Annotated in this window: 14 protein-coding genes; 10 read left to right on the top strand and 4 right to left on the bottom strand. The window is 44.9% G+C overall.

Annotation, left to right across the window (positions count from 1 at the left end; genetic code table 11):
- Window positions 1-281: 281 nt before the first annotated feature.
- Both RH949_RS06110 and RH949_RS06115 read right to left on the bottom strand, forming a co-directional pair.
- Window positions 282-998: a hypothetical protein gene (locus RH949_RS06110; protein WP_006105727.1), complete on the bottom strand. Its 717-nt coding sequence runs from the start codon at window positions 996-998 to the stop codon at window positions 282-284.
- A gap of 68 nt (window positions 999-1,066) precedes the next feature.
- Window positions 1,067-5,545, bottom strand: coding sequence for a pentapeptide repeat-containing protein (locus tag RH949_RS06115; RefSeq protein ID WP_446352234.1), 4,479 nt, complete (start codon window positions 5,543-5,545; stop codon window positions 1,067-1,069).
- A gap of 355 nt (window positions 5,546-5,900) precedes the next feature.
- Between RH949_RS06115 and RH949_RS06120 the strand changes: the two genes are divergently transcribed.
- The 9 genes from RH949_RS06120 to RH949_RS06160 all read left to right on the top strand — a co-directional run bounded on the left by RH949_RS06120 (window position 5,901) and on the right by RH949_RS06160 (window position 16,025).
- A complete protein-coding gene (locus RH949_RS06120) occupies window positions 5,901-6,398 on the top strand; it encodes a cupin domain-containing protein (RefSeq protein ID WP_006105750.1) in 498 nt (165 codons plus the stop codon).
- Between the two features lie 78 nt (window positions 6,399-6,476).
- Window positions 6,477-6,716 (top strand): hypothetical protein, encoded by a 240-nt coding sequence (locus RH949_RS06125; RefSeq protein WP_044210804.1) that lies wholly within the window; start codon window positions 6,477-6,479, stop codon window positions 6,714-6,716.
- A gap of 145 nt (window positions 6,717-6,861) precedes the next feature.
- Window positions 6,862-7,278 (top strand): CPBP family glutamic-type intramembrane protease, encoded by a 417-nt coding sequence (locus tag RH949_RS06130; RefSeq protein ID WP_446352235.1) that lies wholly within the window; start codon window positions 6,862-6,864, stop codon window positions 7,276-7,278.
- Window positions 7,275-8,543, top strand: a complete 1,269-nt coding sequence (locus RH949_RS06135; RefSeq protein ID WP_446352236.1) for a serine hydrolase domain-containing protein — start codon at window positions 7,275-7,277, stop codon at window positions 8,541-8,543. The genes RH949_RS06130 and RH949_RS06135 overlap by 4 nt, the downstream gene beginning before the upstream one ends.
- 188 nt (window positions 8,544-8,731) lie before the next feature.
- Window positions 8,732-9,325 carry a hypothetical protein gene (locus RH949_RS06140; protein ID WP_446352237.1) on the top strand — a complete coding sequence of 198 codons (594 nt, stop codon included), beginning with the start codon at window positions 8,732-8,734 and terminating at the stop codon, window positions 9,323-9,325.
- A 328-nt stretch (window positions 9,326-9,653) separates the two neighbouring features.
- Window positions 9,654-10,514 carry an EamA family transporter gene (locus tag RH949_RS06145; protein WP_446352238.1) on the top strand — a complete coding sequence of 287 codons (861 nt, stop codon included), beginning with the start codon at window positions 9,654-9,656 and terminating at the stop codon, window positions 10,512-10,514.
- A gap of 594 nt (window positions 10,515-11,108) precedes the next feature.
- Window positions 11,109-13,337, top strand: coding sequence for a caspase family protein (locus RH949_RS06150; RefSeq protein ID WP_446352239.1), 2,229 nt, complete (start codon window positions 11,109-11,111; stop codon window positions 13,335-13,337).
- Window positions 13,338-13,555: 218 nt separating this feature from the next.
- Window positions 13,556-15,388 (top strand): VWA domain-containing protein, encoded by a 1,833-nt coding sequence (locus RH949_RS06155; protein ID WP_446352240.1) that lies wholly within the window; start codon window positions 13,556-13,558, stop codon window positions 15,386-15,388.
- 88 nt (window positions 15,389-15,476) lie between these two features.
- Window positions 15,477-16,025, top strand: coding sequence for a Uma2 family endonuclease (locus tag RH949_RS06160; RefSeq protein WP_446352241.1), 549 nt, complete (start codon window positions 15,477-15,479; stop codon window positions 16,023-16,025).
- Between the two features lie 10 nt (window positions 16,026-16,035).
- On the opposite strand, the gene RH949_RS06165 is transcribed toward RH949_RS06160, so the two are convergent.
- Both RH949_RS06165 and RH949_RS06170 read right to left on the bottom strand, forming a co-directional pair.
- A complete protein-coding gene (locus RH949_RS06165) occupies window positions 16,036-16,698 on the bottom strand; it encodes an HAD family hydrolase (RefSeq protein ID WP_006106647.1) in 663 nt (220 codons plus the stop codon).
- A 391-nt stretch (window positions 16,699-17,089) separates the two neighbouring features.
- A complete protein-coding gene (locus RH949_RS06170) occupies window positions 17,090-18,481 on the bottom strand; it encodes a PEP-CTERM sorting domain-containing protein (RefSeq protein WP_044211409.1) in 1,392 nt (463 codons plus the stop codon).
- Between the two features lie 293 nt (window positions 18,482-18,774).
- On the opposite strand from RH949_RS06170, the gene selD reads away from it, so the two are divergent.
- Window positions 18,775-21,057 (top strand): selenide, water dikinase SelD, encoded by a 2,283-nt coding sequence (selD, locus tag RH949_RS06175; protein WP_446352242.1) that lies wholly within the window; start codon window positions 18,775-18,777, stop codon window positions 21,055-21,057.
- Window positions 21,058-21,430: the final 373 nt, after the last annotated feature.

Consider the following 21,430-nt stretch of genomic DNA (forward strand, 5'->3'; position numbering starts at 1 on the left):
TTAGTAATTGATAGTTTTTCTAGCTACAATTGCGAAAAAGTTAGTTCCGCTAATTTAACGATGTTCCCAAGAGGTTAATAACAATTAATAATTGAGCCCGTCGCGTGTAATCCATACCCTGACCTGCATTTCCCTTTTTGCCCTCGTTCGTTTTATTGCGATCGTTTATTGTGACTTGATATAACTCGTTTTCCAACCGCCTCGCAATAACAAACCCCGTCTTATTGAAAAATGGCGAAGGTATTGTTGGAGAAACCGGGTTTCTGGCGAAGGATTTGGGTTCAGACCTCGATCGCCTCCAAATACTCCGACAAAAAATCAATCAGGTCCATCGATTCAGCGATAAAGCCCATCGCATCGCTAAATTTGGGGACTTGAACCAGGGAGGAAAAATGAGCGATCGCCTCCTGTTGTTTGGCTTTCTGGAGATACTGGAGATATTTCAACAGATTCTTCCGGGCATTATCCGCCTTTTTTTCCGGGCAATGCCCAGAATTGAGCCAGAGCAAAACCCGTTCGTTCAAACTGGCAAAGTCCTGAATTTCCATGTCTTTAAGCTGTTTGGAATGCTTAGAATATTGCAACAGGAGTTGCTCCGGCCCCAGACCCCGTTGGGTCGCGAGGCTTTGGCGAAAGGCTAAACTGGCGCGAGTCCCCACCATACCGGCAATCAGTTTGAAGTGAATCTCCTCCAACTGTTTATGGTTGCGAACAAAATCCGCAACTTTCACCCAAGCGCGGCGATCGGGCCACCAGTAGGGGGGTAAAAAAACCGATCGCCCCGTTTTCTCATCTTTGTGCAGCAAGCCAATCAAATCCCCCGGATCGCTCATCTGACCCAAGAAGAACGGGATGACGGGCAGTTTCTGGCGCTGACGGTAGAAATGGCTAATAATTTCTGATTTGCCAATCCCATGCTTGCCCACCAGGAGGATATTTTGCTCCGGTGGGGTCAGTTCCAAAACTTGATAAAGTTCGCGAGCATCAATACGAATCATTTTCTTCGATACGCATATTCAATTCAAGAGTTAGCAAAAATCTAGAATAATCATAATTTAACAGATTTTTAATTGAAATTCATTCGATTCCATAATGCCATAAAGCGATCGTCAGTCCGAGTCTTTTTATCAATTTGTGTGCGGGTCAAGTTGATGTCATTTCCACAAACACCTAATTTAGCACCCCGCAAGTCCGCATCCGTCAAATTTGGAGAACCTAAACTTCCCAAATCCATCTGCATTTTGCGTAAATCTGCCCCCGTTAGATCGGCATAACTAAATCGACTCATGGACAACCGAGCCGATTGAAAAATTGCCTTTTGCATCGTACTATTGTGAAAATCAACATTCTGAATTAATGCTTCATAAAAATCAGCATCGGTAAAGTTTGCCGCCGATATCTTGGCGATATTTTCCAAGGAAGCATTTTGAAAGTTGGCACGGGTAAAATTGGCGCGATCGAGGTTTGTCCGGCTTAAAAATGCCCCGGTTAAATCCGCATCCGTCAAGTCTGACTGACTGAGATTTGTATTCTTCAAACCAGCTTGAACTAACTTTGTTCCTCGTAAATCACAACCAGATAAATCAATATTGCTTAATTGCAGTACGCTCAAATCTTGTCCGACTAAATCGGTTTTGGGATTCAAACCTGCCAATTTTAACTGTTCTAATAAACCGGGCGATCGCGATTCTCGGAAGGTTTGAATAATTTCTTCAATGGAAGGGGACATGCGATCGCCAAACTTAGCATCTCGGGTTTTTGCAGAACTCAAATTTGCCCCTTCCAACTGCGCTCCTAATAACTGCGCTCCTGTCAAATTCGCCTCAGTTAAATCGGCATTTCGTAAATCCGCACCATTCAAATTCGCTTGCGTCAAATTTGCTTGTACCAAGTTAGTCTGATTTAAGTTAGCATTCTCTAAATTAGCCCCTTCTAAATTAGCACCGCCTAATATCGCCCCTGCCAAATTCGTCGATTGTAAATTGATGCCCTGCCAATCCACCCTCACCAAATATGCACCTGCCAAATCTTGCCCCTGTAAATCAACGCGGCGGTTTTGATTGGCAATTTCCCAAATCACCTGATATTTTTCATCCCACTGAGTCGAATCATCAATCTGACAATCTGCAAAATGGGCTCCCTGTAAATTAGCACCCCGTAAATCAACGCCACTGAGGTTGACACCTTGCCAATAACTTCGAGATAAATTTAAGCCCCGAAAGTTAGCACCCTGCAAATTTGCACCCCGCAATGCCACCTCAACAAATTGCGCCACTTTTGACAAATCTGCACCTTGTAAATTCGCCCCTTGAAGCTCTACATTGTCTAACTTTGCACCCGTCCAATTGATATTTTTTAGATTGGCATTACTCAAATAACAACCCTGTAAATTCGCTCCCTCCAAATCAGCATTTTCTAAATCAGCTTCTTCTAAATTCGTTCCATCATCACTCCAATCAAAGGTGACGTGACAAAGCCTCGCATCTCGCAGACAGGCTCCCTGTAAATATGCACCGTTAAAAGTCCCATGACTGAGGTTTGCACCCGTTAAATTAGCTTCAGAAAAGCTGCTATCTTCAAATTCTGCATAGCTCAAATCTGCACCGACAAAATTGGCACCGCAAAAATTAGCATAGTTGCCTTCAAGCTGTTTTAGATTTGCACCGTTTAGATTGGCATTTTCTAGATTTGCTTCTTCTAAATTTGCCCCTTCCAAATTGGCATTTTCTAAGTTGGCGTTTTCCAAGTTTGCGGCTGTCAAGTTGGCGTGACTGAAATTGCATCCCCGCAAATCCATCCCAGCAAAATTTGCGTTTTCCAAATTGGCATTTTGGTAATCTTTTCGATCCGAAGATGGGTTGGCAGTTTCCCACAGTTCCCGGACGCGATCGCTCACATTTAACGCCCCAGAAATCGCTGTTCCAATCAAATTTGCTTCTTCCAGGTTCGCCCCTTCTAAATTGGCATTTTCTAAATTTGCATGACTTAAATCGGCTTGTTCTAAATTCGCATTAGTGAAATTGACACCCGTTAAATTTGCACCGCTTAACTGACATCTTTCCAAGTATGCTTCACTGAGATCGGCATTCGTCAAATCTGCTGCAAAATCCTCTTGATTAAGAAGTTGCCAAACCAACCGCCATTTCGGATCGAGTTGGGTGTTTTGATTGATTGTCGTTCGGGTTAAATTGACTTGATTGAGATTGGCATCTCGCAGATCGGCATCATTCAGATTTGCGCCTGCTAAGTCTGCACCAGTGAGGTTTGCATGACTAAGATTTGCACCGAATAAATCAAATAACTTGTGATTCTGAAGATTGGCATGACTGAGGTTTGCTTGTCGGCATGATAATGGCAAATAGCCTATCACTTTCTCTAACTCGCCCCTCATTTTCTCTAAATTGGCACGGCTGAGATCGGCGCGATCGAAGTTTGTTTTGAATAGATAAGTCCCTTTTAAATTTGCCCCAACCAAACTCGCGCCTACAAAATTACAGTTGCTCAAATTAGCATTTTCTAAGTTCGCACCATCCCAGTTAACTCCTTGGAAATCCTGATCTCTCAAATCCATTCCCTGGAGATCCTGTCCCGAATAACTTTCGTTTTGTAATTCCCACAAAATCTGTCCCATGCGATCGAATTGAGTTTGGTTATCGATCGCCGCATTTTTGAGATTGGTTCTGCACAGATTCGCACCCCGAAGATCGGCACCGCACAGACTTGAATGACCAAAATCCGAGTGTCCTAAATCGGCATTTTGGAAGTTGACACGGTTACAAATTGCCTCTCGAAAATTCCCTTGTGGCAGTTTGGCGCGATCGCAATTTGCACCCGATAGATTGGCTTGGCTGAAATTTGCATCCGTAAAATTAACGTTTTGAAAATTGGCATTTTGTAAGCTAATTTGACTGAAATTAACTTGATGACAGGAAATGAGGGAAAAATTAGCGCGATCGCAGGTTGTACCCTGCAAAATTGCCCCCGTAATGGCTACCATTTCTAAGTTAGCATCCTGTAAATTTGCCCCCGTAAGATCGCTGCGATTCAGGTTGGCTTGGCTTAAATTCGCCCCCGATAAATCTGCATGACTTAAATTTGCTTCTCGTAAATTAGCTTCGCTGAGATTCTGATTGCGTAAATTTTGGGAACTGAGATTGCCGTTACAAAGGTAAACTTTGACGAGTGTTGCTCCCTGCAAGTTCATCTCGTGCAAATCTGCACCGGACATCTCTGCATCCGTCAAGTTTGCACCCGAAAAATTGATTGAATTAAATTTTGTTCCTGTAAAATCAACAGATTCTAGATCGGCTTGACTAAAATCAATTCGAGTTAAAGTTGAACTGTTAAAACTCCCTTTTTTTAGATTCGCACCACTAAAGTTAACATCGGTTAATTCGAGGGCGATTAATTTTAATCCCTGCAAATCTTGTTCCTGGAGTTCGAGGTTTTGGGTATCTTGATTTGCTAATTGCCAAAACAATTTCCATTTCGGATCGAATTGGGTATTTTCATCAATAACGCTGAGTCTCAGATCGGCTCCCGTCAGGTTCGCGCCGAGGAAATTAGCACCCCGCAAGTCGGCACCATTGAGGCTGACATTTTCCAGGTTTGCATCGCTGAAATTGCAATTTCTGAGCTTGGTTTTACAGAGAGCGGCATTGCTGAAATTATAGCCTCGAAAGTCGCGATCGCTCAGATCTCCATTTTGGAACCACAATCCCTGTAAATTGCCCTCGGCATGGGTGGGGTTGAAGAGTTTCCACAGCGCCAAACCTCGCGCATCTAAACGGGTGCGATCGTCAATTAAAACATCTTCCAAACAAGAATTCTCTAAACGAGTACCACTCAAATTTGCGCCCCGAAAGTCTGCTCCTTTAAAATTGGAGTTTTGCAAGAATGTGTGTGATAAATCAGCATTTTGAAAGTTTGCTATCGAAAAGTCGCAGCGATCGCAATTAATTCCATTTAATTTTGCTTCATTAAAATTGGCTTCCTTAAAACTCGCTTTCATCCCAAAAACTTGCGTTAAATTGGCATCTTGAAAGTTAGAACCGCTTAAATTTGAACTGGTGAGGCTACATTTCGTGAAATTTGCTCCAGAAAAATTAATGTTTTGTAAATCGGATTCATCTAAATTCGCCAAGGATAAATCAGCATCGGAACAGTTCCGATTCTCATTTCTCAAATTCACCAACTCCCAAACCAATTTCCACTTGGGATCGAGGCGGGTATTTTCATTAATTTGACTATCCTGAAGATGAGCCCGTTTCAGATCGGCACCCGTCAAATCAACATCTTCTAAATTTGTCCCCCGCAAAACAGCAGAACTTAAAGAAACACCTTGTAAATTTTTTCCTTTTAAGTTGCGATCGCTCAAAATTGTACTCGATAAATCTGCCCCTGGTTGGAGTTGTTCATCGGTGACGGGTGGGCGGCTGCTGTTAAACCTTTGATTCCGCTTCGGTTGAAGGTTCTGATTCGGTAGTTCCCGACTACTCCGGCGACGACGACGGGGCGGGTTTCCAGTATTTTCACGTTCCGACATGGTAAATCTCTCCCCTTGGAATATCCGACTTCTATTGTATGGCGCTGGGCGCTGGAGTGTGAGGATGCTTGGAGAAAATTGTGTGATGACTCTTGACAATGGGTGCGATGTCCTTATGGGTACTGACCTCCATTAAAATGGAATGGGCGATCGCTCCAAGAAAAGTTGATTATACTGAATCATTCCAGCTAACCACCCATATCAAATAATTAGGCGGACAATTTTCTACTTAATCACCCCAAATTGGGGGATTAGACTGAAATATTTCTACCTAATCCGCTGTATTGGAGGATTAGGCAGAAGTTTCCCTTGTGGCGTTCAGACCATTTGACAACTTGATTAGGAGGACACCAACGTGACTGATGAACAACATTCTCTGCTGAAAGCTTCAGACATCAATTCAATGGAGGCGTTTGAGTTTCGTCATCCGCTTAACCCCAATTCAGAAATTTATTTACGCTTCCTTGGGCGTGCTGTCGGTCTTAAACGCATTGGCGTGACGATCGCTCGTGTACCTCCAGGTAAAGAATCTTTCATTTACCATGCTCACCAGAATGAAGAAGAATGGGTTTACATCTTGTCAGGTCGAGGGATTGCGGAAATTGGAGATAGGGAATATGAAGTCGAGCCAGGAGACTTTATGGGCTTTGGGCTACCTCAACAACCCCATCATCTTCGTAACCCATTCGATGAAGACCTTGTGTATCTGATTGGTGGAGAAGCAGGGCGCTTAGATATTGCAATTTTTCCTCGGATGGGTAAACGAGTAATTCGAGATGGTGAGTCGGCTTACATCTTTGATGAGTCAGCGCTTCAACTTTTTTGGAGCAGCAAGCAATCTACTGAGGATTGATATTTACTGCGGTGGTTGCTGCATAACAACCGTGTTGCAGCGGACTGCATTCAGACCTGTTGAAGATGCAAAAGCTCCTTGGAGCCGCTGAACACGAACGTTAGGACGTTCTGGGCTAAGGCTGTAGAAGCTGCGATCGCCCCACAACTTTTCCAACAATTCCAACCGGCTGCACTGCATCTGGGTGACTCGCGGCAAACAACCAGAGCGATCGCTCACCGTGGCTTTGAAGGTGTCCCAGTCGGCGGGGGAATTGCCCTTATCGGCAGAGATCTCTATTACAACAGTGGAAGGGGCGATCGCCCCCCTAACCTGTAGTCGAGGATAATTCAATGACCCATGACCCCAACGCTACCCAGCGATACCCGGTTCCCTTCATTGCCTTGATTCCCTTTTTGCTAATGACCTTTGGCTTTGCCTGGGGAATTTTGGCATTATACATTCTGCTTCCCAGCCCAATGGCTTGGCATTACCCCTGCTGCAACGGCGATTTGCCCCCATTTGGGCAGCACTAATTTTGGGCGGCATCTGGGGTCTGTGGCATCTGCCTGCCTTTCTGATGAGCGGCACACCACAAAGCGCTTGGTCATTTACGCCATTTGTACTCGGCTCGATCGCCCTCAGCCTCATCGTCACCCCGTTATTCAATGCATCCCAGGGGAGCATCCTGCTGTCCTTCCTCTTTCACTTGCAGCTTATTAATCCGATTTGGCCAGATGGGCAGCCCTACGACACCGTTTTCTTCTGGATCGCAGCCCTGGTCATTATTGTGATCAATCGCAAAACCATGTTCCGCAAAACCCATGCCGTCACGCGGGTCATTCCCCCAGCGATGCCGATGGGAATACCGGGCAGTCTCAGCGAGGAAAGTGACCTATGAGTTTACCTATGTTGCGGCGCAAGGGCAGATTCTGGCGAGGTCAGCAGATGGATTCCAGGCGCTGTCCCCGGTTCTTGAAGAAGCGACGGTTAACACAGCCGCTGCTCTGGTTGGTGGTGCTTTGTGTGGGAGCGTTCCTCCTTACAGCCCAATCCGGCACGATGGCAGCCACGGATGATCTCAATCAGGCTGTTCAAGCCGTCCTAGAAGACGCTCAACAGCAATACGGCTTTCCTGGGGCAACGGCGGCTTATGTTTTGCCAGATGGCACCGTGGGTGTCGCCGCCACGGGTGTCGCCGATCTTGAAGCCGGAACACCGATGACCGGGCGATCGCGGATGTTAGCCGCCAGTATTGGCAAAACCTTTGTGGGTGCCACTGCGATCGCGCTTGATCAGGAAAATGTGCTGGATTTGGATGCGCCCATCGCCCAGTGGTTGAGCGAAAAAGCCTGGTTTTCCCGACTGCCCAACCACCAAAACATCACCCTGCGCCAACTGCTCACGCACAGTTCGGGGCTACCGGATCACGTCTATTCGGAATCCTTTGCCGCCGCTGTTTCGCAGCACTGGCAGGAACCCGGCAATCCCTTCCCGCCAGAATCCTTAATCGAATTTGTGTTGGATCAACCGCCCTTATTTGCAGCCGGAGCAGGCTGGGCCTATACCGACACCGGATACATCTTAGCTGGACTCGTGATTGAAGCTGCCACAGGTAGAGACTATTACGACGAACTGCAAGACCGTTTTTTGCACCCCCTAGAGCTAACGCAAACGTCCCCCTCCAACCGTCGGTGTCTCCCAGACTTAGCGGCGGGGTACATGGCTATCGATAATCCCTTCGGACTGCCGAGCAAAACAACCACCGCAGACGGAGTTCTGGCATGGCATCCCGGCTTTGAATGGACAGGCGGTGGATTAGTCAGCACCTCTGCGGATTTGGCGAGGTGGGGAGCCGCATTATTTGGCGGTAACGCCATGTCTGGTTCTTATCTAAATGATTTGCTGAATGCCGTCTCGATTAGCCCCGACGGGGATATCCAATATGGAAGCGGGGTTGGCATCTATCGCACCAGTCCCTTTGGCCCCATTTATGGTCATGGCGGCTGGATTCCCGGATACAGTTCCAGCCTCCGTTACTATCCCGATCATGATGTTGCGATCGCGTTCCAAATCAACACAGATATCGGCATTGTTGATGACACAACGCCCGTCGTGCAAGATATCGAACAGCGCTTAATTGAAACGGTTCTTTCGGTTGAGTAAGCCGCAAACAACCAGAGCGATCGCGCACCGTGGCTTTGAGGGTGTCCCCGTCGGTGGGGGCGGTGTCTGAATCTCTATTATAATGTTAAGCTCTGGCTAGGACTGTTCTTACATGATGCCTCTAAATAGCAAAGGCAAATTAGGAAGGTTCGACTATCAAGCATATTGACTTTATTAGAGTAGGTTCCATGCATCCTGAGACGAAACAAGTTTCAAAACATATGAAAGAATTTGGATTTCATGTGATTGGTAGGGCTGTATATGATGCCACTTTTAGTGAGATGATGAGTCCATTTTCCCATGTTTTGTCAGTAGTTCATGCAGCGCATGGAGCAGAAATAATCTTAAAAGCACGAATTGCCGAAGAGCACCCGCTTTTAATCTTTAAGTCTTATCCTAAATCTAGTACTACCACTGGTATGTTGAGTATTAAGGAGCTTTTTAAGCATGGTCGGACATTGATGTACTCGGAGCTACCAGAAGTTCTTTGGGCTTCAACAGGATATAGAATCAAGCAATTGGATAAATATCAGGAGTTTGGTCAATTGCGAAACATGATTGTCCATTTTGCCGCTCCAGCTTTTGATACTTCTACCGAGACCTTGAAATTTGCCTTTGAAGTTCTTGACCCAATAGTTCGTGACGTTTGGGGAGAAAGCTTCGTTGAATACTCAAGCTATTGGGATGAGGTGATTATTTCTGATGGATATCTACGAGAACAGCTTGAAACACAAAGCATTCAAGTTCATCCAGAAACGCAGAAATTAATGGAAAGCCCATGACTCCTTGAAAGCCCGGGGCTACGATGATCTGGAAAGTAAATGGAGGGGCGTATGCCAGTCCAACTAACTTCTCTTCCAACTTCCAGGGGTTTACTGCCTTATTATCGCTCTTCTGTCACTTTCGGAAGGGCGAAGCCTGAAACCAGCTAACGCGCCAAATTGGGATGCTCCCATCAAAAATGACGAGTTTCATAGATTGTCAATCTTCAAGACACTTAAATTGAATGGCACTGACTGCTATGCTGGTGGGCAATGCCCACCCTACGATATATTCAGGTTTCGTCGATCTAAAAATGCTTATTTCAGTGCCATTACACTTAAATTGTCGATGACTTGGTTTATATTTGCTACCCTAACCGCTGTTTTTGAATCGCTCAAGGATGTCACTAGCAAACATGGTTTAAAAACCATTAATGTTTATATTGTCTCGTGGTCGTTAATTGTCTTCACACTTCCCTTATTGCTGCCTCTTTTATTTTTTATTAACACCCCTGAACTGGGAAATCGGTTTGGACTTGCCTTGCTCGTTGGCGGCAGTCTCAATGTGATTTCGATGATTTTATATATTAAGGCGATCAAGGTATCTGATTTATCGATCACAGTTCCTTTAATTACGTTTACTCCCCTGTTTTTATTAGTCACCTCTCCGCTGATTGTTCAAGAATATCCGACAATCATGGATGCCATCGGCATGGTTTTGATTGTCGCCGGTTCTTATATTTTGAACTTGAAGGAAAAAAAGCAGGGTTACTTGGCTCCTTTCAAATCTCTGTTCCGGGAAAAGGGACCGAAGCTGATGATCCTGGTGGCGTTTATTTGGAGTATCACCTCTAACGTTGACAAGGTTGGGGTGCAAAATTCCTCACCAACTTTTTGGGCGATCGCGAATTATTCGTTTATTGCAACAGCGATGACACCAATCATGTTGTATAAGGCTTATGATCGCTTAACCCAAATCCGCCAAAATTTCATCTCCTTGGTACCTATTGGACTCTTTCACGGTGCAGCCGTCCTCTTCCAAATGCAGGCGATTGATATGACACTGGTGGCTCATGTCATTTCGGTGAAGCGTATGAGCGCCTTACTCAGTGTAGTCATGGGTCATTTAATTTTTCAAGAAAAAGGTATAAAAGAACGAGCAATTGGTGCTGGAATCATGATTTTGGGGGTTGTGTTGATCACACTCTGACTACAAATTAATAGAGGCATTGTCTGTAATTTTTTTGTCGCGGTAGAGTTCCAATCGGGTGATTTTTATGACGTTCAAATAAGATACCCCGTTCCTGGATATTGGGTCAACCACTGAAAATCAATAACTATTGGCTCAATACTTTAGGGGGATAGTCTATTGGCTATCAAATTGTCACAAACTCTAGTCACCAGAAAAAAAGCGATGGTAGCCACAAATAAAAATATAGTTTACGATCAATGTATAGGTTTGTAAATAGACCAAAAAAATTAGCCTTTCGGTAGATACCTGCCTGTCTATCCGGATATAACAGAAGTAAAGGTTTAAAGAGGGTGTACTCAACGACAACCATCAAGAGTCTAAGCTAATACACATTTCAATGTCTGTCTTGACATCCTGGCTGTTTGCAGGGTAAAGACGGGGTCAGTTGATTCCGCAAAAACGGACAAAACCCATAACTATAGCAGATAAAATGTATAACCGCTTAGTGGGACTAGTGAATCCAAACTTAGGGTCACCAATTGCCGGAAAAAATCTTGATGGGAGTAATTTAGGCAGCACGAAACGTTGTAGCAGTCTAGGGAATCACCAGTTGTGAAAATAGCATTGCTGATTGGGGTAAGTGAGTACGGCTATGGTTTTCACCCCGTACCCGGAGCCGTTAACGCTGTTGAAGCGATGCAACGTGTTTTGCAGTATTCTTTTGACGAGATAGAAACGCTGATTAATCCGAATCCTCCCGTGATGCGGGAAACCATCGAAACGCTATTGAGTAAGCGTGACGAGGAAGATGTCGTGTTGTTGTTTTTCTCAGGTCAATGTATCCAAGATTATAATGATACCGTATATTTAGGAACTGGCATCACCGCCACTCGCATGACTGATGACAATTCCCTCAAAGAATTAGTCAAGGCAACCGTTGTTCCCGCTGGTTTAATCCAAGATCTACTTAGCAACAGTCCCTGTCCGCAGAATATTGTGATTATCGACGGTTACTGTAGCAATATTTTGGATTGGGAAATAACGGCAAATGACTATAATCAGGTTGGGTTAAAACAACAAATGACGGGTGAGAAATGGGCGCTTCTGAGTTGTTTTAGTTCCATTCCCTATTTCAATCAATCCGAGCCATCTCAACCCTCGGATTACACTCGTTACTTAATCGAAGGACTAGCAACAGGACTCGCCGATCGCAATCATGATGATTGGATTTGTGTCAAGGAACTTCATGACTATGTTTCTCAGCAGCTTAAAATCGTTGCTCCCGCTTTAAAACCTAGATTATATGCTAGCGAACCTTACCAAGCGATCGCACTGAGTCAAGTTCCCCTGAATCGCCTCACCTTGAAGTATCGTAAAGAAGCACAGCGCTGGATCAGAGGGGGTGAAATTTCTGTTGGCGGTCGTTCGGCTCTGGATACATTAGCCCAAAGTCTACATCTCACTCCAGCCGATTGTGCGGCAATAGAAGCCCAAGTTTTAACTCCCTATCGCGAGTATCAGGAAAAATTACAGCGATATAAAAAAGCGTTTCGGGAAGTTTTCCGAGCCGATAATTCACTCAACCCCAAGTCTCGTAAACTCTTAAAAGATTTGCAACAGTCTTTAGGATTGAAAGATCAAGATATTAAAGACACCGAACAAATAATTCTATACCAAAAGCAATCCCGCCAAACGTCCCAGTCGAATCCCGATAGTAATCGGGACGTCGAGAGAACAGGAGGAACAGAGATTAGAGAATCTCTAAGTCGGCGTTCTGTTTCACTCATTCGAGATCAACGAGATCAAGAAGAAACCACCGACGTATCCACACCCATGGAGGTGTCACCCCAATCAGTTGAGCCTACAGAACCCACTGTTTCAGCTTCTGCACCTGGGGAGGTGTCACCTCCAGCCGAGGAGAGTCTCCCACCGACTCAACCCGTTGATTCCCCAGCACCCCCTATCCCGCCATCCACGCCGACAGAGGAATCACCCCAACTAGAAGATACTTTCCCACCCAATCAACCCGTTGATTCCCCAGCACCACCCGTCTCCGCCTCCACACCGCCAGAGGTTCCATCGCCACAACAGGAGAGTGCGATCGCGCCCTCATCCACCTTTGACTCGATTAATCCTGAACAAACCCAAGAATCAACGGCATCCAATGGCAATCAACCCGATCGACTCCCATTAAAACCCAATTCTATCCCCGAATGGTATATGCAAACGCCAGAGGAACCGGAAACCGAACCGACTTCTGGCGTCCAAGTATCATCAAATCTTAGCAATTTCTTAAATCCTGAACCCGCCGTTTCTAAATCCTCCAATAAACTCCTCCTTTGGGCAGGAATTGGTGGCGGTTTAGCTACATTAGCCCTACTGATTAGTTTATTTAATCGTGCCGCCGTCCAACCGTCAACCGATGCAACCGATACCGTTGTATCATCATCAACACCCTCTCCCACAACGACAAAATCCCCCAACGGCGCTAATTCCAGTCGCTCCCCATCTCCCTCTCCCTCTCCTGAACCTAAACCATCGCCAGAACCTGCCACTTGTTCAGTGATTGTTACCGGAAATGTTCGTTCTGATCCCGCATCATTTCGCGATAATGTGATTACCTATTTAACTAGAGAACAAGTCCCGATCACAGGAAAACAAACCAAAGGCGGCTGGATAGAAATAAAACTTTCCAATCAAGGTTTAGCTTGGGCGCATCGGGAGGTAATCTTAGACGAAGAGGATATAGATTCTTGCATGTTTGAACAAGGAATGACGATTGAACTGGTTCCCGATATTCCACCGCCGCCCGATTTCGTTTATGACGATGACGACGATTAACAACGGTAGAGACGTTTCCAGGGAACGTCTCCAAGACCTGACATCTTATTTCTCTTTAGTTAAACTAAAATGAAATAATCCCATCTAAACCCTGAGTGCTAACCTGTGGATGTCAGGAACCCCACGGCTATAGGTTCCGGAGGCTTGGAATTTAGCCCCTACCTGACCAGCCTAAGTGGATGGTGCACTACGTTATACCCAAGAGTTCAAGTTCGTACATGAAAGCCAGCTACACCCTAAGTCAATCGTTAATTGCCGCAGACAGTCCCTCGACGGTAGACTTACTGATTACCTTTCAAGGATCAGAGTCGAGTCAGCAGACATCCTCGCGTCGTCCGCTGAATCTCAGCTTAGTCCTAGATCGTTCGGGTTCAATGGCGGGAGCTCCCCTACGATATGCCATTCAAGCCGCCCAAAATCTGATTGATTATCTCACCGCTGATGATTTTGTTTCGGTGGTGATTTATGATGACACCGCCGAGGTGATTATTCCCCCACAATTAGTTGGTGATCAAGCCGCCCTTAAAGCAAAAATTGGTAAAATTCGCGCCAGGGGCTGCACCAATTTAAGTGGCGGATGGTTGTTGGGATGTAGTCAAGTTCAAGCTAACCAAAGTCCGGAACGAATTAATCGCGTCTTACTTTTAACCGATGGATTGGCAAATTATGGGATTAAAGATCCGCAAGTGCTGACGAAAACAGCCTTAGAAAAAGCAGAAGCGGATATTGTCACCACAACTTTAGGGTTTGGTAATTATTTTAACGAAGATTTGCTGATTAACATGGCAAATGCCGCCCGAGGAAATTTCTACTTTATTCAGTCTCCTGATGACGCCTCCCAAGTGTTTGAAATTGAGATGGAAAGTTTAGTCTCGGTTGTGGCGCAAAATCTCAGGGTGAGGCTACAACCGGAAGAATTTGTTAAGGTTGGTGAGATTCTTAATAACTATCGGTTTTCCCAGGTAGGTAATACGATAGAGGTTGTCTTGGGGGATGTGTATGGCGTTGAACAAAAGCCCTTAGCAATTCCCTTAACCGTATCGCCGCGATCGCAATCCGGAATGACGACGATTACTACTGTGACCTATGACTATCAAACCATTGTCGAAGGCAGTATCCAAGACATTAGCAATCAGTTTTCCATTACCTTAACCGTCGGTTCAGAAGCAGAAGCCAAAAACATCCAGCCTGATCCGCAAGTCTTGGAACAAACCTCTCAGTTAAGAATTGCTAAATTAAAAGATGAAGCCGTTTCCCTGGCGGACAAAGGAGACTTTCAACAAGCAGTGGTTAAGCTGCGGGAAACGATCGAGGAACTCAAACGCAAGACATTAGATGAATTCTTTGACATTGCCGAAGAAATAGCCCAACTGGACTACTATGCCCAATGTTTAGAAAATCGACGATTTGACCGGGCAATTCGCAAAGAAATGCGGGATCAATCTTATCAAACCCAAACCCGCGATCGCGAAGATTTAAAATTCCGTGGAACCACAACAGGTGCAGCCAGTGGGTTAGAGGTAACAACGAATCCCGACAGTGGTGTTTTAGTCAAATGTGAACGGGTTGGGGGTAAGCTACGAGTGCGGGTCATTTCTGAGGGATATAATCCGGATTTAAACGTGCAGTTTCCCCGCAGTATCCGCGAACAAGGTGTCACTTATGTCGTGGATGAAATTACCCCATCTGCTAATGGCACATTTTATCGCGCCTCAGGCAACATTCGCCGCCTAGTTAAACCCGGTGAAGAAAAAGCATCCACTCAAAAAACCCGCCAAGCTAAACAATTACAAACCGCTAAAGCCCAAGGAACGGCGGCTGATTTAGAAACCACAGATACGGTGGGAGATGGGGTTTTAGTTCAGTGTATCAAGGACGGGAAAAAACTGCGAGCCAGAGTTGTTTCTGATGGCTATAATCCTGACTATAATATCCGTTTTCCTCGCACTATTCGAGAGGAAGGTATATTATATGTAGTGGATGAAGTTAAGGAAAATCCCCAGGGAGGTTCCTATATTGCTTATGGTAAAATTCGCAAATTAGTTCAGTAGTTGTGGGGGGATTAGATAGATCATTAAAACTCAGAGTTTGCTAAACTAGCACGATTAGGCTGAATACTCAAATAGCCGCAAAATCCCTATGGTTAGAACATTAACCCACTGGACTGTCGCAGATTATCATCAGATGATTGAAAGTGGCATTTTGGCAGGTCGGCACGTTGAACTCATCAATGGACAAATTATCGATATGGCTCCAGAACTCCCGATTCATCGGGTTACCTATCGACGCGGTGTGAAGTACCTAGAAGCTCTTTTAGGGACTCAAGCAGTTGTCTTTGCCACAGCCCCAGTTACATTACCCAGTAATAGTGAGCCACAACCGGATATTTGTATCGCCATACCCCCGGAATCGCGTTATGATCAGCGTCATCCGCAACCCAATGATATTTATTGGCTCATTGAGGTATCCAATTCAACCCTTTCCTATGACTTAAACGAGAAGGCTCAGATTTATGCGCGGCATCAAATAGTAGACTATTGGGTGATTGATATTCCAGGGAGTCAGTTGTGGGTGCATCGTGAACCTAACCAAGGAATATATCAATCTGTGGTTAAGTATTCGACGGGTATAATTATGCCATTAGCATTACCGCACGTCGAAGTGGACGTGCTTAGATTACTGCAGTGATGGCGAGACATTAAGCCAAAGGAGACTGATGATAGTTATCGAGTAAATCCGCCGGATTTTGATACACTTTCATACAGCCTGCTTCTTTTAACTCAGCTTCTGAGAAACCACCGCAAAGCACGCCAATGACATCTAGATTTATTTTACAGGCGGCTTGAGCATCATAAGGACTATCCCCCACCACAATCGCGTCTTGGGGAGTCACTCCATCCAGCTTATCTAATGCGGCTTGAAAGATGTCGGGATGGGGTTTTGACTTTTCAACATCGTCTGTAGAGGTTGCACCGTCTACTAAGTCTTCAATCTCTAATAGTTTTTTGTAGTGAGTCAGGGTTTCGGTTCTAGCTGAGGATGCCACGACTACTTTTTTGCCATCTAATTTGAGGCGTTCAAATAGTTGGCGCACTCCCTCAAATGGACGCACTTGGGATAGGAGGTTTTCTTGATAGAATTCTTTGCGATAAGTGGCAATATCCTCACCGATGCGTTCAAACTCTGCTTGAGGAATAAAGACAGGGATGATATAGTTACTCCCCTTACCGATTTGATGACGGATTTTATCGTAAGGCACATCATAGCCAAACTGTTTAAACGCTTTAACCCACGCCTGGGCGTGCAGATCAACGGAATCAACTAAGGTACCGTCTACATCAAAAATAACAGCCTTTGGCATCACAGGTTCTCCTTTTGTTTCTCTTCATTATGCCGATGCCATTCTGGGAAATCAATCTAGCTTGAGAGAGATAAACTGTCACGCATTTAAATTGGGAATGGGTAGCGAGCAAGATGCAAAGCCTGCGGCATGGCTTCGCTAAAGCCTGCGGCATGGCTTCGCTAAACGCACTACAAGGATTTCGCAATTCTTGACATTATGGTTTAAATGCCGAACAGCTTAATACTCACATCTTTCTTGAAAATGTTTAGGGAGAGGGAGAGAAGACTGGATATTCCCCTAAATCCCCCATGGAACAAAAAGTGAAGACTCCTCTGGCTTACCCCATGGAACAAAAAGCGAAACCTCCTTTAGCTTCCCCCTTTTGAAGGGGGACGGGAGGGGGATCTATTCACTGCCTTTTTTTAGCCTTAAATAAGACACCAAAACCAAACGCCACAGCCGAACCCAAAATAGTCATGGGTTCAGGTACAGGTGTAGCCTGAGACGGATCAAGATTTAAGGGTTGATCGAGTTGGACTAGGATAAATTCGTTATTATCCGATTGGCCAGGACTACGCCCCTTAGAAAATGGGTAATTATTATCGTTCATCACCAGTAGAGTTTTCTCATCCACAGGCAATACGCTTTCAATCGTAACAAAGGGGAACGTAAATACTCCATCTGTTGTACCATTACCGCCCAAATTATTGGGATCGGAAATATTCAGCAAATCCACTACTAATTCTTTTTGGACAAAACCGTTACTATCTATCTGATTGATGTCGATTTTGTAAATCCGTTTAAATTCAGCAGGTCTAGTAAAATCGGGATTATTGGGATCGCCTTGTCTGTTATCGCGCTCAATGACCAGAAATTCATGGTCATTAATTGCCGTCAAGTCACCAATCGCTCGACCTAGGGGATCTCGTTGATAGAAAAACGTTTTACCTGTATACTGTTGGCTAGCTAAATCAAACTCATTAATTAGCAGGCGATCGCGTTGATCATCAGGTTGCAATGCCCCTTCTAACATAGCGTAGAGTTTGCTGCCACTGCTATTAAGTGCCAGCCCTTCAAATCCTTGGGAACCCCGCAAATTTGCTGTACCGTCTAATTGGGGATTATCAGGAGACTGAACCAGGGGATTATCACCTAAACCCAGAAAATTGGGCAGTGGAATTGGCGAATCCAGAACTTGACCCTCTGCCGAAACATGGAAGAGAAATGGACCAAATTCATCACCAAACCAGTAGGTTCCATCACTCGCTTGACGAAAGGATTCAATGTCAAAATCAGCACCCGTTAACCAGCGATTGGATTGAATCATTGGGTCTACAGGAATGGTGGTGTCTGGATAAAATGATTGTTCAGCAATAATCGGAAAGTCTATCTGATTATCCCGATCATGTAACTGTAAAAAACTTTCCTGGCTAAAGCGAGTCAGGCGTTCCCCCGTTTGGAAATTAACGGGAAAAACTTGACCTGTGGTAAAATCGGGTTCGACAGCATAAACCCGGAGCAGAAAATCAGCCGAATTGCTTTTACGACCAAAACCGTTATCTGTCATCACCCGAAAGGTTCCGGGTTTAGGTCCCGGTAAAACAGCCGAAAAGCCCTGCACGGGTTGTTGATCAGTAAAGGAGATGGGAAATTGTTGTCCTGACGTGGGACCTGGGGCGAATGTATCTGCCCCAAGAATAGCACGTCCGGTCAGTTGAACGGCAGCGGCTGGAGACGTGAAAATTAAGGGTATAATCAGGGAGGTGAGACTCCTGAACAATAGATAAGAAGGCTTGCACATTTGTGGGAATGAAATAATATTCTAGGTAATTAAAATTATATAAGTGTAGTGAATCATTATTCTCTGACTTCATTGAAACTTCATAAAGGTTAGATAAGTATAAAGATAATATAAATTATTGGTTAATTTTTGTTTAAGCCAATCTAAAAATAGGAACATCGTTACTGTTGTAGGTTGGGTTTCGACTTCGCTCAACTCACCCTACGGTATATCAAGGTTTTGTTGATCCAAAAATGCTGCCTGGAGCGTACCATTGATGTTAAATTAGGCATATAAGTGTCAAACCCTGACCAATGACAAAGGACAAAGAACCAATGACTAATGACAAAGATTTAGTCCTTATTGGCGGCGGTCATAGCCACGCGATCGCACTGCGGATGTTGGGGATGAATTCCTTACCCGGAGTACGCTTGACGCTGATCACGAATGTGTCTCATACCCCCTATTCCGGGATGTTACCGGGTCATGTTGCTGGCTTCTATACCTTTGATGAATGTCATATTGATTTGCGGCGTCTTGCTCAATTTGCTGGCGCTCAATTGTATATCGATAAAGCCGTGGGTTTAGATTTAAACTCGAATAAAGTTATCTGTGCCAATCGTCCTCCTGTTGCCTTTGATGTCTTGTCAATTGATATTGGTAGTACCCCGGCTAAAGAATCGGTTTCTGGCGTAGCTAAATACGCGATTCCGGCTAAACCCGTTCCCCAATTTTTAAAGCGATGGAATCGAATTATTGAAACTCTTGCACAACATCCTAAACAATCTCTGAGTTTAGGCATTGTTGGCGGTGGTGCAGGTGGAGTAGAACTGGCAATGACAATGCAACGGCGTATTAATCATGTAGAGACGCGCCATGGCACCTCTGTAAAAATTCATTTATTTCATCGGGGTAATCAACTATTACCAGGTCATAATTCCTGGGCGCGGCGATATGTTCAGAAGCTGCTAAGGAAACGGGGAATTCAGGTGCATTTAGGGGAAACGGTTTCTCAGATATTATCCGATAAAATTTGCTGTGAGTCGGGTTTAGTTGTCGATTGCGATTACAGTTTCTGGGTAACCCAAGCCTCGGCACCGAGTTGGATTGCGGAATCTGGATTGCATACCACTTCAAAGGGTTTTATTTCAGTTGGCGATACGTTACAATCCCTCTCTCATCCTCATATTTTTGCTGCTGGTGATATCGCTACCATGGTGAATCATCTTCGTCCCAAAGCCGGGGTGTTTGCGGTGCGTCAAGGGAAGCCTTTAGTGGAAAATTTGCGTCGCTTTGTACAAGGAAAAGCCCTACATCCTTACAAACCTCAACGGCGATATTTGAGTTTAATTGGTACAGGTGATGGAAGCGCGATCGCATCCTGGGGTTCCTTTGGCTGGCATTCCCGACTATTATGGCGTTGGAAGGATCATATTGACCGCAAATTTATGTGGCAATTTAGGGATTTGCCAGAGATGGAATCGGCTAATCCTGTTCCAGAGAAAACACCGAACTTGACTAAATTACCCCGTTTAGGGACACCAAAAAACACCCCGCCAATGTATTGCGCTGGCTGTGGTTCTAAAGTGGGTAGCACTACCCTAGAACGAGTGTTAAAACGGGTGCAGGATGAGTATCATTTCTCCACACCAGATGATATTATTCTCGGATTGGGAACGCCCGATGATGCAGCGGTGCTAAAAGTTCCCGCCGATAAACTATTAGTGCAAACGATTGATTATTTTCGCACTTTAATCAATGATCCCTTTATCTTTGGACAAGTTAGCACCCATCACTGTCTCAGCGATTTATTTGCCATGGGTGCAACACCTCAGAGTGTTTTGGCAATGGTAACAGTACCTTATGGGACAGCAGAAAAACAGGAGGAAACCCTCTATCAATTGTTATCCGGGGCGATGAAGGTATTATCCCAAGTACAAGCGCCGTTGGTGGGAGGACATACAACGGAAGGGACAGAATTAGCCTTTGGTTTATCCTGTAATGGATTAGTGTATCCTCAGCAACTGATTAAAAAAAGTGGGATGAAACTAGGCGATCGCATAATTCTAACTAAAGCCTTGGGAACCGGGATTTTATTTGCTGCACATCAACGTTTACAAGCAAAAGGGCGCTGGATTGATCAGGCGGTTGAGTCGATGCTGTTATCCAATCAGGAAGCAGTTAAAGTATTTCGAGATCATGGTGTCACGGCTTGTACTGATGTGACAGGTTTTGGATTCGTGGGACATTTAGTAGAAATGGTGCAAGCATCGGGAGTGGCGGTGGAATTAGAGTGGGAGAGAATTCCCCTGCTGGAGGGGGTGACGGAACTTGTGCAACAGGGAATTGCCAGTTCGCTGTATCCCCAGAATGTCCAAGCAGCAAGGTTTATCAGGAATCAAGAAGAGATTTGCGATCGCGCTAATTATCCGGTACTTTTTGATCCACAAACCTCTGGCGGGTTATTAGCGACGATTCCTGGGGATAAAGCAGCGAATTGTGAGCAGGTTCTGCAAGCATTAGGATATAAAGATAGTCACATTATTGGTCAGGTAATTTCAGCTAGTTCAGACGTTCCCCCATTAAGATTCTTATAAGAAATGCCCTTTTTGCGATGGCGACTAGAAGTCGCTGCTACACAAACAAAGTCCGCCTACGCGGACTAAATTATCAAGGGGGTGGCTAACCCGCATTTAATATCAATTAATGATACAGCGTCTTAGCAAGATGCTCGCACTACTACGGCAAGGCTTTCGCCATTATTGACATTAAGGTTTAAATGTCGAACAGCTTATTTTAGCAGTTAAAGCGTATCAAGAACGTTGTCCGATAATCTGTAGGGGTGAATTAAGCAAAGAGACGGGTAATTTTGTGTTAAAGAATGTTCGGGATTTGATGTTTGATGAATCCTGGGATCATTAATATATATTTGTATTCGACTAGACCACCAGTCGAATACAAGATTGCCAT

It is taken from the genome of Coleofasciculus sp. A1-SPW-01, from assembly GCF_040217205.1.
Lineage (GTDB): Bacteria > Cyanobacteriota > Cyanobacteriia > Cyanobacteriales > Coleofasciculaceae > Coleofasciculus > Coleofasciculus chthonoplastes_A.

Coding starts and splice junctions, on each gene's coding strand:
- RH949_RS06110 (WP_006105727.1), bottom strand. CDS start 998: ATGATTCGTATTGATGCTCGCGAACTTTATCAAGTTTTGGAACTGACC.
- RH949_RS06115 (WP_446352234.1), bottom strand. CDS start 5,545: ATGTCGGAACGTGAAAATACTGGAAACCCGCCCCGTCGTCGTCGCCGG.
- RH949_RS06135 (WP_446352236.1), top strand. CDS start 7,275: ATGAGTTTACCTATGTTGCGGCGCAAGGGCAGATTCTGGCGAGGTCAG.
- RH949_RS06140 (WP_446352237.1), top strand. CDS start 8,732: ATGCATCCTGAGACGAAACAAGTTTCAAAACATATGAAAGAATTTGGA.
- RH949_RS06145 (WP_446352238.1), top strand. CDS start 9,654: ATGACTTGGTTTATATTTGCTACCCTAACCGCTGTTTTTGAATCGCTC.
- RH949_RS06155 (WP_446352240.1), top strand. CDS start 13,556: ATGAAAGCCAGCTACACCCTAAGTCAATCGTTAATTGCCGCAGACAGT.
- RH949_RS06160 (WP_446352241.1), top strand. CDS start 15,477: ATGGTTAGAACATTAACCCACTGGACTGTCGCAGATTATCATCAGATG.
- RH949_RS06165 (WP_006106647.1), bottom strand. CDS start 16,698: ATGCCAAAGGCTGTTATTTTTGATGTAGACGGTACCTTAGTTGATTCC.
- RH949_RS06170 (WP_044211409.1), bottom strand. CDS start 18,481: ATGTGCAAGCCTTCTTATCTATTGTTCAGGAGTCTCACCTCCCTGATT.
- selD (WP_446352242.1), top strand. CDS start 18,775: ATGACAAAGGACAAAGAACCAATGACTAATGACAAAGATTTAGTCCTT.